Here is a 20,470-nt window from a genome sequence, read left to right as displayed (position 1 = left end):
TGCCGGGGTCTAAGTTTCGCCGCACCAACGAGAGTTGAAGGAGCACCGCCATGCCCCGTGCCCGCCTGTCCCGCCGCTCCCTGGCACTGACCGCCGCCGCGGTCGCGCTGGGGGCATCGTTCTACGGTGTCGGCGCCGCCACCGCGGACAACTCCGTGCCGCGCAGCGACAAGGAGATCCCGAACCTCACCAACGTGGTGAACGACATCAAGGCGTACTACGGCGACACGGTGGACGCCTCGGGCGAGCACTACGCCTCCGCCACGAGCAACTACGCCAAGCAGCTCGCCGGCATCGAGGCCAAGGCCGAGTCCACCCTCGCGCACGGCGGCCACAGCCGGCACGGCGCCAAGCCGGCGATCGTGCTGGACGTCGACGACACCTCGCTGCTGACCTACAACTACGAGCTGGAGGTGGGCTTCAACTACACCCCGGCCAGCAACTCGGCGTACCTGGACACCAAGAACATGGCGCCGGTCTTCGGCATGGACGCCCTCGCCAACTGGGCCTCCGACCACGGCTACACGGTGTTCTGGATCACCGGCCGCCCGGAGGCGCAGCGCGCCGACACCGTCCGCAACCTCACCGCGGTCGGCTACCGGGCCGCGCCCGACGCGGCCCACCTGTACCTGAAGAACAAGGACAACCCGCCGGCGTACCTGCCGTGCGGCGCGACCTGCTCGACCATCGACTACAAGTCCGGCACCCGCGCGCACATCGAGTCGCTCGGCTACGACATCGTGGCCAACTTCGGCGACCAGTACAGCGACCTGTCCGGTGGCTACGCCGACCACGCGTACAAGCTGCCGAACCCGATGTACTTCCTGCCGTAGCGCCGGACCGGTCCGCGCCCCGCCCCCGCCCCCGCGTCTCAGCGGCGCTTGGGGACGGGGACGCGGACGAGGTCGGCGGCCACCGTCAGCGCGCCCTCGAACCCGGCGGCGCGGGCCTGCCGGCCGAAGGCGCCGGGGTCGGTGTAGCGCTGCGAGAAGTGCGTCAGCACCAGGTGCCGCACGCCGCCGTCACGCGCCACCGCCGCGGCCTGACCGGCCGTCAGGTGCCCGTACTCGGCGGCCAGCCCGGCGTCCTCGTCGAGGAACGTCGACTCGATGACCAGCAGGTCGCAGCCCTCGGCGAGGGCCGGCACCGCGTCGCACAGCCGGGTGTCCATGATGAACGCGAAGACCTGGCCGGGCCGGTGCTCGCTGACCTCCTCCAGCGTGACGCCGTCCAGCTCGCCGTCGCGCTGCAGCCGGGCGACGGCCGGGCCGGTGATGCCGTGTGCGGCCAGCCGCTCCGGCAGCATCCGGCGGCCGTCGGGCTCGGTCAGCCGGTAGCCGTACGCGTCGACGCCGTGCGACAGGCGGGCGGCGCTCAGCGTGAAGGCCGGGGTGCGGGCGAGCACGCCGTCGCCGGTGACGGGCTCCTCGCGCAGGTCGGCGCCCTCCCGGTAGAGGGTCGCGTGCCGCAGCCGGTCGAAGTAGGGCCGGCCTGACGCCGGGTAGTGGGCGGTGACCGGGTGCGGCACCCGGTCGAGGCTGATCCGCTGGATCACGCCGGGCAGGCCCAGCGCGTGGTCGCCGTGGAAGTGGGTGACGCAGATCCTGGTGAGGTCGTGCACCGCGACGCCGGCGTGCAGCATCTGCCGCTGGCTGCCCTCGCCGGGGTCGAAGAGGATGCCCTCGCCGTCCCAGCGCAGCACGTAGCCGTTCTGGTTGCGCTGCCGGGTCGGGACCTGGCTGGCGGTGCCGAGGACGACGAGTTCGCGCATGCCGGCGCCCCGGGCCGTCCCGCCGGCCTCAGACCAGCCGGTGCAGGTCGCGGCCGCCCAGGACGTGGGCGTGCGCGTGGAAGACGGTCTGGCCGGCGCCCGCGCCGGTGTTGAACACGATCCGGTAGCCGCTGCCGGCCACCCTCTCCTGCGCGGCGACCTCGCCGGCCTCGCGCAGCACCGCCGCGCTCGCCTCGGGGTCGCCGGCGGCGAGCGAGGCGGCGTCCGGGTAGTGCGCCCGGGGGATCACCAGCACGTGCGTCGGCGCCTTCGGGTCGATGTCCCGGAACGCGACGGTGGTGTCGGTCTCCCGGACGATCGTCGCCGGGATCTCCCCGGCCGCGATCTTGCAGAACAGGCAGTCGGCCTGCGGCTCCCCGGCCATGTGGGCTCCTCCGTGGTGGCGTGGTGGGCGCAGCCTACCGGGCCGCGGGCCTTCGCCCGCGGCGCCCGGCGGGCGTTCAGGCGAGCGGCGGCAGCGGTGGGGGCGTCTTGGCCGGGGACTCCTCCAGCGCGGCCAGCGCCAGCGCGACGGCGGCGTCGAGCTGCGGGTCCCGGCCGGCCGCCCAGTCCTGCGGGGTGTGCACCACCTCGACGTCCGGGTCGACGCCGTGGTTCTCCACGTCCCAGCCGTAACCCTCCAGCCAGAAGGCGTACTTGGGCTGGGTGACGGAGGTGCCGTCGACCAGCCGGTAGCGGCTGTCGATGCCGATCACGCCGCCCCAGGTGCGGGTGCCGACGACCGGACCGATGCCGAGGGTGCGGACCGCCGCGTTGACGATGTCGCCGTCGGAGCCGGAGAACTCGTTGGCGACGGCGACGACCGGGCCGCGCGGCGCGTCCTGCGGGTAGCTGTAGACGTGGCCGTGGCGCGGCAGGTCCCAGCCGACGATGCGGCGGGCCAGCTTCTCGACCACCAGCTGCGAGGTGTGGCCGCCGCGGTTCTCCCGGACGTCCACCACCAGGCCCTCACGGGCCACCTCCACCCGCAGGTCGCGGTGGAGCTGCGCCCAGCCGCTGCTGACCATGTCGGGGACGTGCAGATAGCCCAGCCGGCCGCCGGACGCCGCGTGCACGTGGGCGCGGCGGTCGGCCACCCAGTCGTGGTAGCGCAGCGGCTCCTCGTCGGCCAGCGGCACCACGACGACCTGCCGGGCCGGGCCGCCCGCCGCGGGGACGACGGTCAGCTCGACGGGCTTGCCCGCGGTGCCCACCAGCAGCGGCGCGGGGCCGGTCAGCGGGTCCACCGGGCGGCCGTCGACGGCCGTGACGGTGTCACCGGCGCGCACCGCGACGCCGGGCGCGGCGAGCGGGGAGCGGGCGTGCGGGTCGGAGGACTCGCCGGGCAGCACCCGGTCGATCCGCCAGCCGCCGTCCCCGGCGCGCGACAGGTCCGCGCCGAGCAGGCCCTGCCGGTGCAGCGGGTCGTGGTAGCCGCCGGGGCCGCTGACGTACGCGTGCGAGGTGCGCAGCTCGCCGTGCAGCTCCCACAGCACGTCCACCAGGTCGTCGTGGGTGGCGACGGCGTCGAGCAGCGGCCGGTAGCGGTCGCCGAGCGCGTCCCAGTCCAGGCCGTTCATGTCGGCGCGCCAGAAGTTGTCGCGCATCAGGCGGTGCGTCTCGTCGTACATCTGCCGCCACTCGGCGGCCGGGCGCACCGTCACCCGGACCCGCGCCAGGTCGACCGCGGAGACGCCGTCGGCGTCGTCGGAGGAGTCGGCCTTGCTGTCGGCGGCGGTCACCCGCAGCCGGCCGCCGCTGGTGAGCAGCACCTTGCTGCCGTCGCCGGTGACCGCGAAGTCGTCGACGTCGTCGGAGATCTCCTCGGACCGCAGGTGCCCCAGGTCGTAGCGCTCCAGCACGGTGCCGGGCGGCTGCGCGTCGGGGGTGGCCAGCGACGCGCCGAGCATGCCGGTCAGCGGGTGGCGCAGCCACAGCACGCCGCCCTTGGCGGCGCGCAGCCCCGAGTAGCGGCCGGCCTCGACCGGGAAGGGCACGATCCGGTCGGCGATGCCGTCCGCGTCGACCCTGGTCGGGCGCGGCCGCTCGGACTTGGCGTCCTTGTCCTCGCCGCCCTTCTGCTGCTCGCCGTCCTCGGCCGGCGCGGCGCCGTCGCCCTCGTCCCCGTCGGTGTCGTACGGCCGCCCGTGCCGCTGCGGGCCGAACGGCGACGGGGTGGTGGCGGCCAGCGTGATCAGGTAGGGGCGGCAGGCGTTGGGGAAGGACAGGTCGAAGACGTGCGCGTCGTAGACCGGGTCGAAGGCCCGCTCGGACAGGAACGCCAGGTGCCGGCCGTCGGCGGTGAAGGCGGGCGCGAAGTCGTTGAAGCGCAGCGGCGTCGCGTCGACGGTGGCGAGGTCGGCGGTCGAGGCCAGCTTGATCTGGCGCAGCGAACCGGCCCCGGGGTGCGACCAGGCGAGCCAGCCGGAGTCCGGCGAGAAGGCCAGGTCGGCGGCGTCGCCGCCGTCGGTCGCGGCGACCTCGCGGACCTCGCCGGTCTGCGTCTCGACCAGCAGCACCCGGCCGTCGTGGGTGGCGACGGCGATGCGGTGGCCGTCCGGCGACACCTCGATCCCGTGCACCCGGCCGAGCCGTCCGGCGGCCAGCCGGCGCGGCGCCGTCCCGGCCGGCAGCCCGGCGGCGGGCGCGACCTCCAGGGCGTCGTCGCCCTCGGCGTCGGTGACCCACACCACGTACGGGTCGGCGCCCTGCTGGAAGACCCGCGGGCGCCGGGTGCGCACCCCGTCGTCCGCGGCCAGCGCGCGGGCCGGACCGCCGCGGTGGGTGACCCAGTGCGTGGTGCCGCGGATCTCCACCGCGCTGCCGCGCCCGGTGTGGTCGGGGCGGGCGTCGCCGAGGTGCTGGGCGGCGCGCACCGGGTGCGGCTGCAGATCGCCGCGCTGCCCGCCGACCCGGATGTCGAGGGCGCGCGGCTCGTCGCCGTCGCCGAGGCCGTCGAGCAGGTGCAGGCGGCCGCCGGCGGTCCAGGCGACGCGGACGCCGTCGGTGGCGGCATGCCGCGCGTAGAACTCGCCCTGCGGGGTGTGCCGCCGCAGCTGCGTGCCGTCGGGCAGGCTGGAGTACAGCGCGCCCTGGCCCTCGTGGTCGGAGAGGAAGGCGATCCGCCCGCCCACCCACATCGGGCACTCGATGTTGCCGTCGAGGTCCTCGTGCACGCGGTGGAACGCGCCGCCGCCGTCCGGGTCGAGCCACAACTTGCCCGCGGTGCCGCCGCGGTAGCCCTTCCAGTACGCCGCCTCGCGGCCCATGGTGACCGACAGCAGCAGCACCGCGCCGTCGGGGCCGTACGCCACGTCGCCCACCGGCCCGTACGGCAGCGTGGTGAACGCGCCGCCGTCCAGCGGGAGTCGGCGCGCCCAGGTGCGGCGCAGGCTGGCCCGGCCGTCGGCGGTGGTGACCACCGGCAGGCCGTCGGGGGTCCAGGTGCGCACCGCCGTACGGGCGTTGCCCCAGTAGGTCAGCCGGGTCGCCGGGCCGCCGTCGAGCGGCGCGAGGTGCACCTCGGGGGCGCCGTCGCGGGTCGACGTCCAGGCGATCAGGTCGCCGCCGGGGGCGATCCTGGGCCGGCCGACGGGCATGTTGTCCGCGCTGACCCGCCAGGCCCGGCCGCCGTCCAGCGGCGCCACCCACACGTCGTCCTCAGCGGTGAAGGCGATCACGTCGCCGTGCGGATGCGGGTTCCTGAGGTACGAGGGCTGCGGCGGCCTCGGATGCGTCGTCACCGGCCCAGCCTAACTTCGATCAACTCGGCGTCGCAGTACGGTGGACGCAGTCGCCCAGGCCGCCCACGTCGAAGACGGTCCGGCCGCCGGCCACGGCGGTCAGCCGGCCGCGGACGCAGGTGTCGTCCTGCTGCTCGGTCACCGTGCCCTGCACGGTGATCCTCTGCTGGTCCTCGGTGCGGCCCAGGCAGTCGACCTTCACCTGCCGGCGGCCGGTGGAGGCGCTGCACGACAGCCACTGGACCTTCACGTGGTCGCTCCTGAGCGCGTGGGTGGCCAGTTGGTCGGTGGTGACCGACACCGCGCTCTCCGAGAGGCCGTCCGCGGGGTCGCACCCCGACGCCCCGACGAGCAGGGCCGCGGTCGTCGCCGTCAGGGCCGCGACCGCCCAGATCTTCCCGTTCCGTCCCATCCCCCCACGGTGCCCCCGCGCCGCGGTCCGGTCCATCCCCCGAACGGCCGATACGCCCCTTACGGGACAGGGCGGTCGACGCGGCACCTCCGGCCGGCACTCCTGAGGTGACCGTCGTCATGAGGGGCGCCCAGTGCGGTGGCGGCGACCTGCGGCCGGGCCTCGTCGACGGCAGCGGCCGACGGGCGTACGCCGGGCGCGGCCGCCGCGCCCGCCGCCGGATCGACGCCCACCGCTGCGCCGCGTGCGGGCACCTGGAGCTGTTCGCGACGCACGGGGACCGAACGGGCCGGTCGGGCTCAGTCCCAGCCGCGCAGCGTGACGCCGGGAGGATCGCCGGCCAGGTGCGCGCGCAGCGCGCCCGCCGCGCTCGGCACGAAGGCGCCGGGCAGCGCGCCGGTGTCCGCCCACGCGACCGCCGCGTGCTTCTCCGGTTCCCGGTTGGACAGTTCACCGGTCCACGCGTACGCGGCGAACACCACCGTGACGAACCCGCCGGGCGACTGCGCGCCCCAGGCGCCGTGGACGAGATGGGCCAGCACGAGGTCGTCCTCGCGGACCGACAGGCCGGTCTCCTCGTGCAGTTCGCGCACCGCCGCCGCGGTGACCGGCTCGCCCGGTTCGCGCTTGCCCGACGGCAGGTCCCACAACCCCCGCCCGAACCTGGCCCGTTCGCCGCGGCGCAGCAACACGACCCGCCCGGCCGCCCGGTCGTGCACGATGACCGCGGCGACCAGCATCGTCATCGCGCCGACGGCCGCCGGACGCACGGGCGTTCGCGGCGCGGGGCCGGGCGGAGGGGAGCCGGGCGGCGGGCTGCCCGGCGGCGGGTGCGGCGCCACCGGTCAGGACCAGCGGCCGGTACGGGTGAGCAGCAGCGCGGTGGCCGCGACGCCCGCGGTGGACGTGCGCAGCACGGTCGGGCCGAGCCGGTACGCGGGCGCGCCCGCCTGCGCGAACGCCGCCGACTCCTCCGGCGCCACGCCGCCCTCCGGGCCGACCACCAGGACCAGCGAACCGGCCGCCGGCAGCGCGGCGGTGGCCAGCGGCGACGAGCCCTCCTCGTGCAGCACGCCGGCGAAGTCCGCGCCGCGCAGCAGCTCCGCCACCTGACGGGTCGTCATCGCCTCGGTCACCTCGGGGAACCGCAGCCGGCGCGACTGCTTGGCCGCCTCCCTGGCCGTGGCGCGCCACTTGGCCAGCGACTTCGCCCCCCGCTCGGCCCGCCACTGGGTGACGCAGCGCGCCGCGGCCCACGGCACGACGACGTCGACCCCGGCCTCGGTCATGGTCTCCACGGCCAGCTCGCCGCGGTCGCCCTTCGGCAGCGCCTGCACGACGGTCACCGAGGCGGCGGGCCGGGGTTCGGCGCGGACCTCCCGGACGTCGACGTACAGCACGTCCTTGCCCTCCACCGCGGCCACCAGACCGAACGCGCCGCGCCCCTCGCCGTCGGTGAGCACGACCTCCTCGCCCGCCGTCAGCCGCCGCACCGACACCGCGTGGCGGCCCTCCGGGCCGTCGAGGGCGATCCGGGTCGGCGAGCCGTCCAGCGCGGCGGCGGGCACCAGGAACACCGGCGCCGTCATGCGCCCGCCTCCCGCGCGGCGCGCAGCTCCGCGGCGAGCGTCTCCACCAGCGCCCCCGCGGGCAGCTCGCGGGCCAGCCGGTGCCCCTCGCCGGCCCACAGCGCCATGCCGTGCGGGTCGCCCGCCTCGGCCGCCGCCCGGCGCAGCGCCGAGGTCAGGTGGTGCACCTGCGGATAGCCGGGCGGCGCGTCCTGGCCGTGCTCGCGCAGAAAGCGGTTCAGCAGGCCGCGGGCCGGGCGGCCGGAGAACGCCCGGGTCAGCTCGGTGCGCGGGAACGCCGGATCGGTGAGGGCCTTCTTGTGCACGGGGCTCGCGCCGGACTCCGGGCAGACCAGGAAGGCCGTGCCGAGCCCGGCGGCGTCGGCGCCCGCGGCCAGCACGGCGGCGATCGCGCCGCCGCGCATCAGGCCGCCGGCGGCGACGATCGGCAGCCGCACGGCGTCACGCACCCGCGGGACCAGGGTGAGCAGGTCCACGCCCGAGCCGTCCAGCCGGGGGTCGTCGCGGTGCGTGCCCTGGTGGCCGCCGGCCTCCACGCCCTGCACCCACACCGCGTCCGCGCCGGCCTCCTGGGCGGCGAGCGCCTCGGCCGGCGACGTCACCGTCACGACGGTGTACGTCCCGGCCTTCGCGAAGGCCGCCAGCACGCCGGGGTCCGGGCAGCCGAAGGTGAAGCTCACCATCGGCACCGGGTCGGCCAGCAGCGCCGCCACCTTCGCCTCGTACGCGTCGTCCGCGCCGGCGTCGGGATCGCCCAGCTCGGCGCCGTACCGGGCGGCCTCGGCGGCCAGCTGCCCGGCGTACGCCGCCACCGCGGAGCGGTCCGCGGCCGGCGGCTGCGGCAGGAACAGGTTCACCCCGAACGGCCGCGAGGTCAGCTCCCGCAGCCGGCGGACCTCCTCGCCCATCGCCTCCGGAGTCCTGTACCCGGCGGCCAGGAACCCGAGGCCGCCCGCGGCGGCGACCGCCGCGGCCAACCGCGGCGTCGAGCCGCCGCCGGCCATCGGCGCCTGGATGATCGGACACGCCGAGAAGGCGGAGAGATCGGTCAACGCGGACATGCCGCCATCCTCCCACGCCCCGGGCATGCCCCCGTTTCCCAGCGGCCCGCGACGGGCTCCCCCGCCCACCGGCCCGCCACCGTCCGGCGGGCCGGCGACGGCGACGGCAGCACCACCGGGCCGGTGGCGAACCGCGGGCGGTGTCCGCGAGAAAACGTCCTCGCGCCCAGCGCAGGGCACTGCGCCCCCCAGGGGCGCCGGGGGGGCGCAGCGCACGCCGCCAGGTGAACGGCGGTCGTGTTAACGCCCGTTGAAGGCGTCCTTGAGGCGGGAGAAGAGGCCCTGCTGGCCGGGGGCGAACTGGCCGGTGGGGCGCTCCTCGCCGCGCAGCTTCGCCAGCCGCCGCATGAGCTCCTCCTGGTCGGGATCGAGCTTGTGCGGCGTGACGACCTCGACGTGGACCACGAGGTCGCCGCGGCCGCCGCCGCGCAGGTGGGTGATGCCGCGCTGGTGCAGCGGGATCGACTGCCCCGACTGGGTGCCCGGCCGGATGTCGATCTCCTCAAGGCCGTCGAGGGTCTCCAGCGGGCATTTCGTGCCAAGCGCGGCCGCGGTCATCGGGATGGTGACCGTGCAGTGCAGGTCGTCGCCGCGGCGCTGGAACACCTGGTGCGGGACCTCGCGGATCTCCACGTACAGGTCGCCGGCCGGGCCGCCGCCGGGGCCGACCTCGCCCTCGCCCGCGAGCTGGATACGGGTGCCGTTGTCGACGCCCGCGGGGATCTTCACGGTCAGCGTGCGGCGCGAGCGCACCCGGCCGTCGCCCGCGCACTCCGGGCACGGCGTCGGGACGACGGTGCCGAAGCCCTGGCACTGCGGGCACGGCCGGGACGTCATGACCTGGCCGAGGAAGGAGCGGGTGACCTGGGACACCTCGCCGCGGCCGCGGCACATGTCGCAGGTCTGCGCCGAGGTGCCGGGCGCGGCCCCCTCGCCGTTGCAGGTGCCGCAGGTGACGGCGGTGTCGACCTGGATGTCCTTGGTGGTGCCGAAGGCCGCCTCGTCCAGCTCGATCTCCAGCCGGATCATGGCGTCCTGCCCGCGCCGGGTGCGCGAGCGCGGTCCGCGCTGCTGCGACTGTCCGAAGAAGGCGTCCATGATGTCGCTGAAGTTGCCGAAGCCGGCGCCGAAGCCGCCCGGCCCGCCGGCGCCGCCGGCCGCGGACAGCGGATCGCCGCCGAGGTCGTACACCTGCTTCTTCTGCGGGTCGGAGAGCACCTCGTAAGCGGCGTTGATCTCCTTGAACCGCTCCTGGGTCTTCGGGTCCGGATTGACGTCCGGGTGCAGTTCGCGGGCGAGGCGCCGGAACGCCTTCTTGATCTCGTCCGGTCCTGCGTCGCGGCGTACGCCGAGCACGGCGTAGTAGTCCGTGGCCACTTACGACTCCGCCAGGATCTGTCCGACGTAACGTGCCACTGCGCGTACCGCTCCCATCGTTCCGGGGTAGTCCATGCGGGTCGGTCCGACCACGCCGAGTTTGGCGACTGCCTCGTCGCCCGAACCGTAGCCGACTGCCACCACGGAGGTGGAATTGAGGCCCTCGTGAAAATTCTCATGCCCGATGCGCACGGTCATCGTCGAGTCCCTGGTCTCGCCGAGCAGCTTCAGCAGGACCATCTGCTCCTCCAGTGCTTCCAGCACGGGCCGGATCGTCATCGGGAAGTCGTGGTTGAACCGGGTGAGGTTCGCCGCGCCCCCGAGCATGATGCGCTCCTCCTTCTCCTCGACGAGCGTTTCGAGGAGGGTGGCGAGCACCGTCGCGACGGCCGGCCGGTCGTCGGGTTCGAAGCTCTCCGGCAGGTCCTGGACCTGCGGCGGAACGTCGCTGAAGCGGCGGCCGACGATCCGGCTGTTGAGCCGGGCCCGCAGGTCCGCGAGCAGGGTCTCGCCGACCGGCGCGACGCAGTCGACGATCCGCTGCTCGACCCGGCCGGTGTCGGTGATCAGCACCAGCATGAGCCGGGCGGGCGCCAGCGACAGCAGCTCCACGTGCCGCACCGAGGAGCGGGTCAGCGACGGGTACTGCACGACGGCGACCTGCCGGGTGAGCTGCGCCAGCAGCCGCACCGTGCGGCCGACCACGTCGTCGAGGTCGACGGCGCCGTCGAGGAAGTTCTGGATGGCACGGCGTTCGGCGACGGACAGCGGCTTGACGCCGGCCAGCTTGTCGACGAAGAGCCGGTAGCCCTTGTCGGTGGGGATGCGGCCGGCGCTGGTGTGCGGCTGCGCGATGTACCCCTCGTCCTCCAGCACCGCCATGTCGTTGCGGACCGTGGCGGGCGAGACGCCGAGCTGGTGCCGCTCGGTCAGCGCCTTGGACCCCACCGGCTCCTCGGTGCCGACGTAGTCCTGAACGATCGCACGCAGCACCTCGAGTCTGCGTTCGCTCAGCATCGTGCACCTCCAGCCCCGGGATCTCGGACGTCCTGCCTGGCACTCCGCCGTTTCGAGTGCCAGCTCTCCCGCAGCCAGTGTACGGCGAGGCGGCAAGGGCTCGGCAAGACCGGCTCGGTATCGGACATCGCGCGACGGCGGGGACGGGCGGGGACGGAAGGACGCATTCACGGCCGGGTCGGGACAACACGCACGGCCGGGCAGGCGGGCGCGGGCGGCCGGGCGGCGAGCGCACGGCGACGGTAGCGTCATCCCCGTGGACGGTGCGGACGAGGCCGGCGGCGCGGTTCCGGCCGGGCCCGCGTGGGAGCAGCTGGCGCCCGGGGTGGCCCGGCGGCGGCTGCCCTTCCTCGACGTGACGATCGGGCTGGTCGTCGGCGCGGACGCGGTACTGCTGGTCGACACCGGTTCCACCCTGGGCGAGGGCGCGGAGCTGCGCGACCAGGTCGCGGCGCTGACCGGCCGCCCGGTCACCCACGTGGCGCTCACCCACGGCCACTTCGACCACGTCTTCGGCGCGGCCGCGTTCCCGGACGCCCGGGTGTGCGGGGAGCGGTCCCTCGCCGGGTACCTGGCACGCGAGCGGGAGCCGCTGCGCGCGGCCGCGGTCGCGTACGGCGTCGACCCGCGGGAGGCGGCACGGGCCGCGGCCGCCCTGCGCGCTCCTGACCTGCCGGTGGCCGGGGAGCTGGCGCTCGACCTCGGGGGCCGGCCGGTGCGGCTGCTGCACCCGGGTCCCGGGCACACCGGGCACGACCTGGTGGTGCTGGTGCCCGGCGCGGGCGCCGGCGACCCGCCGGTGGTGTTCTGCGGCGACCTGGTGGAGGAGTCGGGGGAGCCGCAGGCCGACGAGGACGCGGTGCCCGCCCGCTGGCCGGGCACGCTGGACGCGCTGCTGGCGGCCGGCGGCGAGACCGCGCGGTACGTGCCGGGGCACGGCGCGGTCGTCGACGCCCGCTTCGTGCGGGCCCAGCGGGACACGCTGGCCCGGCGGTTCGGCGCCGCCGGCTGAGCCGGACGGCCGCCGCTGGCTACCATCACCCCCATGCGCAGCCGCAGTTACGACGCCGATCTGACCCCGCCCTGGAAGAAGCAGGGACCCGCCCCCGAAGTGGCCGCGGAGGCCGACCTGGTGGTCGAGGAGGCCGCCACCGGCTTCTGCGGCGCGGTGGTGCGGGTGGAGAAGACCGCGGAGGGCCTCACCGTCACCCTGGAGGACCGCTTCGGCAAGCACCGGGTGTTCCCGATGGCGCCGCGCGGCTTCCTCATCGACGGCAGGACGGTGACGCTGGTGCGGCCCGCCGCCGCGCCGGCGCCCCGCGGCCCGCTGCTGTCCGCCTCCGGCTCGATCGCGGTGACCGGCGCGAAGGCCCGCGTGGCGCGGGCCGGCCGGATCTACGTCGAGGGCCGGCACGACGCCGAGCTGGTCGAGCGGGTGTGGGGGCACGACCTGCGGGTCGAGGGCGTCGTCGTGGAGTACCTCGAAGGCGTCGACGACCTGCCGGCCCTGGTGGCCGCCTTCGGGCCCGCCCCCGACGCCCGCCTCGGCGTGCTCGTCGACCACCTGGTGCCCGGCTCGAAGGAGTCCCGCATCGCGGCGTCGGTCACCGGGCCGGACGTCCTGGTCGTCGGCCACCCCTACATCGACGTGTGGGAGGCGGTGAAGCCGTCGTCGGTCGGCATCCCGGGGTGGCCGCGGGTGCCTCGCGGCGAGGACTGGAAGACCGGCGTCTGCCGGGCGCTCGGCTGGAGCGACCTCAGCACCGGTGAGGCGTGGCAGCGGATTCTGTCCGCCGTCAGCTCCTTCCGGGACCTGGAGCCGGAGCTGTTGGGCCGCGTCGAGGAGCTCATCGACTTCGTCACCTCCCCCTGACCCACCGGGCTTCGCCCGGAAGCCGCCTCCGACCGCCCGCCGGCCGGTGGCCCGGACGCGATCGCGACTGCCCCTCCGGGCCGGTGGCCAACCGCGCGCCGCGCGGCGGCTGAGCGCGCAGTTCCCCGCACCCCCTCAAAAACGGGCCCGCGCCCGCGCAGGGCCTCGCCCCCAGCAGCCCACCACCGGGCGGTGGACAGGGGGCGCGGCGTCAGTCGACGAGGTCGCGGACGACGGCGTCGGCCAGGAGGCGGCCGCGGAGGGTGAGGACGGCGCGGCCGAGGGCGTAGGGGCCGGGTTCGAGGAGGCCGTCGCGCAGGGCGCGGGCGGCCGCGCGGGCGCCCTCGTCGGCGAGCAGGTCGAGCGGGCAGCCCTGGGAGAGCCGCAGCTCCAGCAGGATCCGCTCGACCCGCCGGTCCTCGGCGGCCAGCACCTCGCGGCCCGCACCCGGGCTGCGCCCCTCGCCCAGGGCCTGCGCGTACGCGCCCGGGTGCTTGACGTTCCACCAGCGCACGCCGCCGACGTGGCTGTGCGCGCCGGGGCCCGCGCCCCACCAGTCCGCGCCGGTCCAGTACAGCTCGTTGTGCCGGCAGCGCCCCTCGGGGGTGGTCGCCCAGTTCGACACCTCGTACCAGGAGAAGCCCGCGGCGGCGAGCCGCTCCTGCGCGATCAGGTAGCGGTCGGCGTGCACGTCGTCGTCGGTCGTCGGGACCTCGCCGCGGCGGATCCGCGCGGCCAGCCGGGTGCCCTCCTCCACGATCAGCGCGTACGCCGAGACGTGGTCGGGACCGGCCCCGACGGCCGCGTCGAGGGAGGCCCGCCAGTCGTCGTCGGACTCCCCCGGGGTGCCGTAGATCAGGTCGAGGTTGACATGGTCGAAGCCGGCCGCGCGGGCCTCGGCGACGCAGCGCTCCGGCCGCCCGGGGGTGTGGGTGCGGTCCAGCACCTTCAGCACGTGCTGCCGGGCGCTCTGCATGCCGAAGGAGATCCGGTTGAAGCCGCTGTCGCGCAGCCGCGCCAGATAGGCGGGGTCGACGGACTCAGGGTTGGCCTCCGTGCTGACCTCGGCGCCCGGCGCCAGCCCGAACTCGGTGCGGATCGCATCCAGCATCCGCCCGAGGTCGGCCGCCGGCAGCAGCGTGGGGGTGCCGCCGCCGACGAAGACCGTCTCGACCGGCCGCGGGTCGTCGCCGAGCACCTTGCGGGCCAGCCTGACCTCGTCGATCAGCACGTCCGCGTAGTTCTCGCGGGAGGCCGGCGCGCCGCCCGAGCCGCGCAGCTCGGTCGCCGTGTAGGTGTTGAAGTCGCAGTAGCCGCAGCGGGTCGCGCAGTACGGCACGTGCACGTAGAAGCCGAGCGGCCGGTCGGCCGCGCCGGCCAGCGCGTGCGCCGGCAGGGCGCCGTCGGCGGGCACGGGTTCGCCGTCGGGGAGTACGGAAGGCATCCTCCCAGTATCCGGCACGCCCGCGGTGTCCCGGCCGGGCCGCCGTCCAGGCCGGGCCGCCGTCCCGGCCGGCGTCAGGCCCGCAGCACCAGCAGCGCCAAGTCGTCGGCGGGCGGCTCGGCGTCGAAGTCGTGCACGGCCCTGCGGATGCGCTCGGCGACGCCGGCCGCGTCCAGGCCCGCGCAGTCGCGCAGCGCCGCCGCGAGCCCGTCCCCGTCGTCGAACTGGCGGGGGCCGTGGCGGCGTTCGGTGACGCCGTCGGTGACGCACAGCAGCACCTCGCCGGGCGCGAGGTCGAAGGACTGGGCGGTGTAGCGGGCGTCGTCGGCGATGCCGAGCAGCAGCTGCGGGTCGGCGGCGGGCCGTACCGAGCCGTCCGCGGCCAGCAGCAGCGGCAGCGGGTGGCCGGCGGAGGCCAGCGTGCACCGGGCGCCGGCCGTACGCCCCTGGCCCGCTCCGTCCCGGCGGTACGGCGTGACCTCGCCGTACAGCAGCGACAGGAAGCGGCCCTGGCCGCCGTCCCAGGTCGCGGTCTCGGCGAGCAGGGCGGTGGCCGCCTCGTCGGCCAGCGCCCGGTTGAGCCGGTCGAGGACGTCCGCGACGCCGTAGCCCTCGCGGGCCAGCAGCCGCAGCACCGGGCGGGCGATCCCGGCGAGCGACGCGGCCTCGGGGCCGCCGCCGCAGACGTCGCCGAGCGCGAAGCACCAGCGGCCGTCGCCCGCCGGGAACAGGTCGTAGAAGTCGCCGCCCACCCAGTCGCCGGCCGCCGGCTCGTAGACCACCGCGTGCGCCACCCCGGGGATGTGCCCGGTGGCGGGCGGCAGCAGGCCGCGCTGCAGCACGGTGCTGATCATGGCCTGGCGGGCGTACTGCCGGGCGGTGCCGAGGGCCAGCGCGACCCGGCGGGCGAAGTCCTCGATGAGGCCCGTGGTCTCGTCGGGCAGCCCGAGCACGCCGCTGCGGCCGAGCATCAGCGTGCCGTGGCAGTGGCCCGCGGCGACCAGCGGCACGGCGAGCGCGCCGAAGGGTTCCGCGAGCGGCCGCCGCACCCCGGGGGGGTTGCCTGCGGCGGGCGGCAGCGCGGGCGGCGACTTCTCCAGTACGGCCCGCAGGTCGTCGATGCGGTGCTCCGCGCCGTGCCAGACGTGCGCGAGGCGCGGCGCCGCGTTCTGCGGGTACAGCCACACCGCGCACCAGTCCGCGAGGCGCGGCACGAGCAGCTGGGCGGCCAGCGAGGCGATGTTCTCCTCGTCGAGCTGTCCGGCCAGCAGGTCGGACGCCTCGGCGAGGAAGGAGAGCGAGCCGCGGCTGATCCACTCCGGGTCGGCACGCCGTGACGGGCCGGGCCGGACCGGCGCGAGCAGCTGCGCGGGGGCGGGGGCGTCGAGGTCCCGGCCGGGACCGTGGACGCCGTCGGCGTCGTCCGCGTGGTCCGCCTCGTCCGCGTCGAGCGGCACGCGGCACCAGACGGTCTTGCGGTCGCGGTGGTAGGTGATGCCCCAGGAGTCGGCGAGGACCGCGACGAGGTGCAGGCCGCGGCCGCCCTCCGCGCTGTCCGGCGGCCCCTCCATGCCGGCCCGCAGGGTGCGGGCCGGGTGGCGGTCGGTGACCTCCAGGACGAGGGCGGGGCCGCCCTGGTCGGTGGTGTCCAGCCGGCACAGCAGGTCCACGGTGGTGCCGGCGTGCACGACGGCGTTCGTGACCAGCTCGCTGACCAGCAGCGTGCCGTCCTCGACGGCCCGCTCGGCGAAGCGCGGGTCGGCCCACGCGGCGAGCGCGGACCCCAGGAAGCGGCGGGCCGCGGCGGCGGCCAGCTCGTTCCCCGGCAGGGTGGTCGCCGCCACGCGGTGGTCGGGCCTGGGGCCCGCGTCGGTCACGCTCATCGCTCCAGGCTCCCAGCGATGCCGCCTCGCGGCGGCGAGCCCGGGTCAACGTCCCCCGTTCGTACGACGTCGGGCCGCGCGGGGCCCCGCTCCCCTGCCGCGTCCGCTATGGTCCGCCCCCGCCCCAGCGCTGGGCGCGCGGCCGTTTGCCCAGCCCCTTCAGGCCGGTGGCCGGCCGCGGGCCGGTACGTGGCCCGTCGCGCCGTTCCCCGCGCCCCCGGAAAACCCCGGGCTGCGCCCGCGGTGGGTCAGGACTCGCGGGAGCCGGTGTACATCTCGTCGATGAGCGGGGCGAACTCCCGCTCGACGACCGGCCGCTTGAGCTTGAGGGAGGGGGTGAGGTCGCCGTGCTCGACGTCGAGGTCGCGCGGGAGGATGCGGAAGTTGCGGATCTGCTGCCACCGCTGCAGCCCCTCGTTGAGGCGCTGGACGTAGCCGTCGATCAGCTCGCGGACCTCGTCGCCGGTGACGACCTCCTGGTAGGTGCGGCCGGCCAGGCCGTGCTCGGCCGCCCAGCCGAGGATCGTCGGCTCGTCGAGGGCGAGCAGCGCCGTGCAGAAGTTGCGGCCGCCGCCGACCACCAGGACGTTGCTGACGAACGGGCACACCGCCTTGAACTGGCCCTCGACCTCGGCCGGCGCGATGTACTTGCCGCCGGACGTCTTGATGAGGTCCTTCTTGCGGTCGGTGATCTTCAGGAAGCCGTCGGGCGACAGCTCGCCGATGTCGCCGGTGTGGAACCAGCCGTCCGGCTCCAGCACCTCGGCGGTCTTCTCGGGCAGCCCGTGGTATCCCAGCATGATGCCGGGGCCGCGCAGCATGATCTCGCCGTCCTCGGCGATCCTGACCTCCAGGCCCGGCAGCGCCTTGCCGACGGTGCCGGTCCGGTAGGACTCGCCGGGGTTGACGAAGCTGGCCGCGCTGGACTCGGTGAGGCCGTAGCCCTCCAGGATGTGGATGCCGGCGCCGGCGAAGAAGTAGCCGATGTCCGGGGCGAGGGCCGCGGAGCCGGAGACGCAGGCGCGCAGCCGGCCGCCGAAGGCCGCCCGCAGCTTGGCGTAGACGAGCTTGTCGGCGAGCGCGTGCTTGGTGCGCAGGGCGAGCGGGGCGGTCGGCGAGCCGGTCAGCCGCATGCTGTTCTGGGTGGCCTTGGCGTACTCGCGGGCGACCTCGGCGGCCCACTGGAAGATCTTGTACTTCGCGCCGCCGCCGGCGCGCGCCTTGGCCGCGACGCCGTTGTAGACCTTCTCGAAGATCCGCGGCACGGCGGCCATGTAGGTGGGCTGGACGATCGGCAGGTTCTCGATGATCTTGTCGACCCGGCCGTCGACCGCGGTGACGTGCCCGACGGTGATGTGCCCGGCGGTCAGCACCTTGCCGAAGACGTGCGCGAGCGGCAGCCACAGGTACTGCACGTCGTTCTCGTCGAGCAGGTCGATCGCCTCGATGGCGCGGGCCATGTACGCCCAGGCGTCGTGGGGCAGCCGCACGCCCTTGGGGCGCCCGGTGGTGCCCGAGGTGTAGATGAGGGTGGCGAGCTGGTCGCGCTGGAGGGCGGCGACCGCCTCGCGCACCGCCTCGGGGTGCTGTTCGAGGAAGGCCGCGCCACGCTTCTCCAGCTCCTGGAGCGACAGCACCCAGCCGTCGCCGTCCGGGTCGGCGGCGTCCGCGGTGTCGATGACCACGACGTGGGCGAGGTCGGGCAGCTCGGCGCGGCGCTGGCGGGCCTTGGCGAGCTGCGCGGCGTCCTCGGCGATCAGGATCCGGCTGCCGGAGTCGGCGAGGATGAACGCGGTCTCGTCCGCGTTGGTGCTCGGGTAGATCGTGGTGGTGGCCGCGCCCGCGCACAGCACGCCGAGGTCGGCGAGGATCCACTCGACGCTGGTGTTGGCGGCGATGGCGACGCGCTCCTCGGGGCGCACCCCGAGGTCCATCAGCCCGGCGGCCACCGCGAAGACGCGGGTGGCAGCCTGGCCCCAGGTGAGCGACTTCCACCCGTCCGGCCCCTGTCCGTCGTCGGCCGGCACCGGGTAGCGGTAGGCCTCGGCGTCCGGTGTCGCGGCGACCCGCTCCAGGAAGAGCGACGCCACGGACGGGGGCCGATTCTCGATCAGGGACTGTGTGCCGGTCACGACGACCTCCGGGACGCGCGGGGTTTTGTTAACTCACCAGTAACCTATCCGGTCGAAACAGGGTAGAGGGCCGACGCCCGGCGCGTAAGAGGGTGCGGCCGGCGGGTTCGCCGCACCCCGGCTCCCCGCGGCCGCTACTTCTTGGCCTTGGCCTCCCCGTCGGAGTCGGTCGACAGGACCGCGATGAACGCCTCCTGCGGCACCTCCACGCTGCCGACCATCTTCATCCGCTTCTTGCCCTCCTTCTGCTTCTCCAGCAGCTTGCGCTTGCGGCTGATGTCACCGCCGTAGCACTTGGCGAGGACGTCCTTGCGGATGGCGCGGACCGTCTCGCGGGCGATCACCCGGGAGCCGATGGCGGCCTGGATGGGCACCTCGAAGTTCTGCCGCGGGATCAGCTCGCGCAGCTTGGCGACCAGCCGGACCCCGTAGGCGTACGCCTTGTCCTTGTGGGTGATCGCGGAGAACGCGTCGACCTTGTCGCCGTGCAGCAGGATGTCGACCTTGACCAGCTCGGCGCTCTGCTCGCCGGTGGGCTCGTAGTCCAGCGAGGCGTAGCCGCGGGTCTTGGACTTCAGCTGGTCGAAGAAGTCGAAGACGATCTCCGCGAGCGGGAGCGTGTAGCGGATCTCGACGCGGTCCTCGGAGAGGTAGTCCATGCCCAGCAGCGAGCCGCGGCGGTTCTGGCACAGCTCCATGATCGCGCCGATGAACTCGGTGGGCGCCAGCACGGTGGCCCGCACCACCGGCTCGTGCACCTCGGCGATCTTGCCCTCGGGGAACTCGCTGGGGTTGGTGACGATGTGCTCGACGCCGTCCTCCATGACCACCCGGTACACCACGTTCGGCGCGGTGGCGATCAGGTCGAGGCCGAACTCGCGCTCCAGCCGCTCCCGGATCACGTCCAGGTGCAGCAGGCCGAGGAAGCCGCAGCGGAAGCCGAAGCCGAGCGCGGCGGACGTCTCCGGCTCGTAGGCCAGCGCCGCGTCGTTCAGCTGGAGCTTGTCCAGCGCCTCGCGCAGCTCCGGGTAGTCCGAGCCGTCCAGCGGGTAGAGCCCGGAGAACACCATCGGCTTGGGGTCCTTGTAGCCGCCGAGCGCCTCGGTGGCGCCGTGGCTGAGGGTGGTGATGGTGTCGCCGACCTTGGACTGGCGGACGTCCTTCACCCCGGTGATCAGGTAGCCGACCTCGCCGACGCCCAGGCCGTCGTGCGGGTGCATCTCCGGGGAGGAGACGCCGATCTCCAGCAGCTCGTGGGTGGCGCCGGTGGACATCATCCGGATCCGCTCGCGCTTGGTGAGCTGGCCGTCGATGACCCGGACGTAGGTGACGACGCCGCGGTAGGAGTCGTAGACCGAGTCGAAGATCATCGCGCGGGCGGGCGCGTCCTTGACGCCGACGGGGGCCGGCACCTCGCGGACCACCCGGTCGAGCAGCGCGTCCACGCCCACGCCGGTCTTCGCCGAGACCCGCAGCACGTCGGCGGGGTCGCAGCCGATCAGGTTGGCCAGTTCCTCGGAGAACTTCTCCGGCTGGGCCGCGGGCAGGTCGATCTTGTTGAGCACCGGGACGATGGTGAGGTCGTTCTCCATCGCGAGGTAGAGGTTCGCCAGGGTCTGCGCCTCGATCCCCTGCGCCGCGTCGACCAGCAGGACGGTGCCCTCGCAGGCGGCCAGCGAGCGGGACACCTCGTAGGTGAAGTCGACGTGGCCGGGGGTGTCGATCATGTTCAGGATGTGGGTGCGGCCCATCTGGTCGCCCGCGGTCGGCGCCCAGGGCAGCCGGACCGCCTGCGACTTGATCGTGATCCCTCGCTCACGCTCGATGTCCATCCGGTCGAGGTACTGGGCGCGCATCTGGCGCTGGTCGACCACGCCGGTGAGCTGCAGCATCCGGTCGGCCAGGGTGGACTTGCCGTGGTCGATGTGGGCGATGATGCAGAAGTTGCGGATCAGCGCCGGGTCGGTACGGCTCGGCTCCGGGACGTTGAGCGGCACATGGGAAGGGATGGCGGGCACGCAGGGTCCATTTTCTTGAGACGCGTTACGGTGCGGGCTGTCTGTCTACGCTGTCCCCCATAGTCCCATGGCCGGGGGGCTGCTCGGGTTTGGGAGGCGCGGCGCGCTGCTGGTAGTCTGGGGCGCTGTGCCTCGTGCCCTCTACCCGAG

Annotated in this window: 16 protein-coding genes; 3 read left to right on the top strand and 13 right to left on the bottom strand. The window is 74.9% G+C overall.

Features of this window, described 5'->3' with window-relative positions; translation table 11 throughout:
• Nucleotides 1–50 precede the first annotated feature (50 nt).
• Complete coding sequence (locus V2S66_RS20605; protein ID WP_330797369.1) at nt 51–833, top strand: HAD family acid phosphatase; 783 nt, start codon at nt 51–53, stop codon at nt 831–833.
• 38 nt (nt 834–871) lie between these two features.
• Here V2S66_RS20605 and V2S66_RS20600 read toward each other — a convergent pair whose 3' ends face one another.
• From V2S66_RS20600 to hrcA, 9 genes are all read right to left on the bottom strand, one after another.
• Entirely contained in the window at nt 872–1,771 is a 900-nt protein-coding gene (locus tag V2S66_RS20600; protein ID WP_330797368.1) for a ribonuclease Z, read from the bottom strand.
• 28 nt (nt 1,772–1,799) lie between these two features.
• Nucleotides 1,800–2,156: a histidine triad nucleotide-binding protein gene (locus V2S66_RS20595; protein WP_330797367.1), complete on the bottom strand. Its 357-nt coding sequence runs from the start codon at nt 2,154–2,156 to the stop codon at nt 1,800–1,802.
• 76 nt (nt 2,157–2,232) lie between these two features.
• A complete protein-coding gene (locus tag V2S66_RS20590) occupies nt 2,233–5,514 on the bottom strand; it encodes a S41 family peptidase (protein WP_330797366.1) in 3,282 nt (1,093 codons plus the stop codon).
• 19 nt (nt 5,515–5,533) lie between these two features.
• On the bottom strand, nt 5,534–5,926 hold the full coding sequence (locus tag V2S66_RS20585) for a hypothetical protein (protein ID WP_330797365.1): 393 nt from the start codon (nt 5,924–5,926) through the stop codon (nt 5,534–5,536).
• Nucleotides 5,927–6,225: 299 nt separating this feature from the next.
• Complete coding sequence (locus V2S66_RS20580) at nt 6,226–6,672, bottom strand: NUDIX domain-containing protein (RefSeq protein ID WP_330797364.1); 447 nt, start codon at nt 6,670–6,672, stop codon at nt 6,226–6,228.
• A gap of 99 nt (nt 6,673–6,771) precedes the next feature.
• A complete protein-coding gene (locus V2S66_RS20575) occupies nt 6,772–7,515 on the bottom strand; it encodes a 16S rRNA (uracil(1498)-N(3))-methyltransferase (protein WP_330797363.1) in 744 nt (247 codons plus the stop codon).
• Complete coding sequence (locus V2S66_RS20570) at nt 7,512–8,576, bottom strand: nitronate monooxygenase (RefSeq protein ID WP_330797362.1); 1,065 nt, start codon at nt 8,574–8,576, stop codon at nt 7,512–7,514. Before V2S66_RS20570 ends, V2S66_RS20575 begins: the two co-directional genes overlap by 4 nt.
• A 240-nt stretch (nt 8,577–8,816) precedes the next feature.
• Nucleotides 8,817–9,953: a molecular chaperone DnaJ gene (dnaJ, locus tag V2S66_RS20565; RefSeq protein WP_330797361.1), complete on the bottom strand. Its 1,137-nt coding sequence runs from the start codon at nt 9,951–9,953 to the stop codon at nt 8,817–8,819.
• Nucleotides 9,954–10,970: a heat-inducible transcriptional repressor HrcA gene (hrcA, locus tag V2S66_RS20560; protein ID WP_330797360.1), complete on the bottom strand. Its 1,017-nt coding sequence runs from the start codon at nt 10,968–10,970 to the stop codon at nt 9,954–9,956.
• Between the two features lie 256 nt (nt 10,971–11,226).
• Here hrcA and V2S66_RS20555 point away from each other — a divergent pair, with 256 nt between their 5' ends.
• Both V2S66_RS20555 and V2S66_RS20550 read left to right on the top strand, forming a co-directional pair.
• On the top strand, nt 11,227–11,982 hold the full coding sequence (locus V2S66_RS20555; RefSeq protein ID WP_330797359.1) for an MBL fold metallo-hydrolase: 756 nt from the start codon (nt 11,227–11,229) through the stop codon (nt 11,980–11,982).
• 33 nt (nt 11,983–12,015) lie between these two features.
• On the top strand, nt 12,016–12,843 hold the full coding sequence (locus V2S66_RS20550) for a DUF3097 domain-containing protein (RefSeq protein ID WP_330797358.1): 828 nt from the start codon (nt 12,016–12,018) through the stop codon (nt 12,841–12,843).
• Between the two features lie 211 nt (nt 12,844–13,054).
• Here the strand turns inward: V2S66_RS20550 and hemW are convergent, their stop codons facing one another.
• The 4 genes from hemW to lepA form a co-directional block, all read right to left on the bottom strand.
• Nucleotides 13,055–14,287 carry a radical SAM family heme chaperone HemW gene (gene hemW / locus V2S66_RS20545; protein WP_330797357.1) on the bottom strand — a complete coding sequence of 411 codons (1,233 nt, stop codon included), beginning with the start codon at nt 14,285–14,287 and terminating at the stop codon, nt 13,055–13,057.
• Between the two features lie 74 nt (nt 14,288–14,361).
• A complete protein-coding gene (locus tag V2S66_RS20540) occupies nt 14,362–16,170 on the bottom strand; it encodes a SpoIIE family protein phosphatase (protein WP_330797356.1) in 1,809 nt (602 codons plus the stop codon).
• Nucleotides 16,171–16,418: 248 nt separating this feature from the next.
• The gene (locus tag V2S66_RS20535; protein WP_330797355.1) at nt 16,419–18,302 is read right to left on the bottom strand and encodes an AMP-dependent synthetase/ligase; all 1,884 of its coding nucleotides are present in this window, start codon (nt 18,300–18,302) and stop codon (nt 16,419–16,421) included.
• A gap of 134 nt (nt 18,303–18,436) precedes the next feature.
• Nucleotides 18,437–20,320, bottom strand: a complete 1,884-nt coding sequence (gene lepA / locus V2S66_RS20530; RefSeq protein WP_330797354.1) for a translation elongation factor 4 — start codon at nt 20,318–20,320, stop codon at nt 18,437–18,439.
• Nucleotides 20,321–20,470 lie beyond the last annotated feature (150 nt).

It is taken from the genome of Actinacidiphila polyblastidii (genome assembly GCF_036353415.1).
GTDB lineage: Bacteria > Actinomycetota > Actinomycetes > Streptomycetales > Streptomycetaceae > Actinacidiphila > Actinacidiphila polyblastidii.
Note: the sequence above shows the minus strand (reverse complement) of the source record. Positions and strands in the feature narration are given on the sequence as shown.

What these genes read in the sequence shown, in the direction of transcription:
- V2S66_RS20605 (WP_330797369.1), top strand. Translation starts at nt 51, where the DNA reads ATGCCCCGTGCCCGCCTGTCCCGCCGCTCCCTGGCACTGACCGCCGCC.
- V2S66_RS20600 (WP_330797368.1), bottom strand. Translation starts at nt 1,771, where the DNA reads ATGCGCGAACTCGTCGTCCTCGGCACCGCCAGCCAGGTCCCGACCCGG.
- V2S66_RS20595 (WP_330797367.1), bottom strand. Translation starts at nt 2,156, where the DNA reads ATGGCCGGGGAGCCGCAGGCCGACTGCCTGTTCTGCAAGATCGCGGCC.
- V2S66_RS20585 (WP_330797365.1), bottom strand. Translation starts at nt 5,926, where the DNA reads ATGGGACGGAACGGGAAGATCTGGGCGGTCGCGGCCCTGACGGCGACG.
- V2S66_RS20580 (WP_330797364.1), bottom strand. Translation starts at nt 6,672, where the DNA reads ATGACGATGCTGGTCGCCGCGGTCATCGTGCACGACCGGGCGGCCGGG.
- V2S66_RS20575 (WP_330797363.1), bottom strand. Translation starts at nt 7,515, where the DNA reads ATGACGGCGCCGGTGTTCCTGGTGCCCGCCGCCGCGCTGGACGGCTCG.
- V2S66_RS20570 (WP_330797362.1), bottom strand. Translation starts at nt 8,576, where the DNA reads ATGTCCGCGTTGACCGATCTCTCCGCCTTCTCGGCGTGTCCGATCATC.
- hrcA (WP_330797360.1), bottom strand. Translation starts at nt 10,970, where the DNA reads ATGCTGAGCGAACGCAGACTCGAGGTGCTGCGTGCGATCGTTCAGGAC.
- V2S66_RS20550 (WP_330797358.1), top strand. Translation starts at nt 12,016, where the DNA reads ATGCGCAGCCGCAGTTACGACGCCGATCTGACCCCGCCCTGGAAGAAG.
- hemW (WP_330797357.1), bottom strand. Translation starts at nt 14,287, where the DNA reads ATGCCTTCCGTACTCCCCGACGGCGAACCCGTGCCCGCCGACGGCGCC.
- V2S66_RS20540 (WP_330797356.1), bottom strand. Translation starts at nt 16,170, where the DNA reads ATGAGCGTGACCGACGCGGGCCCCAGGCCCGACCACCGCGTGGCGGCG.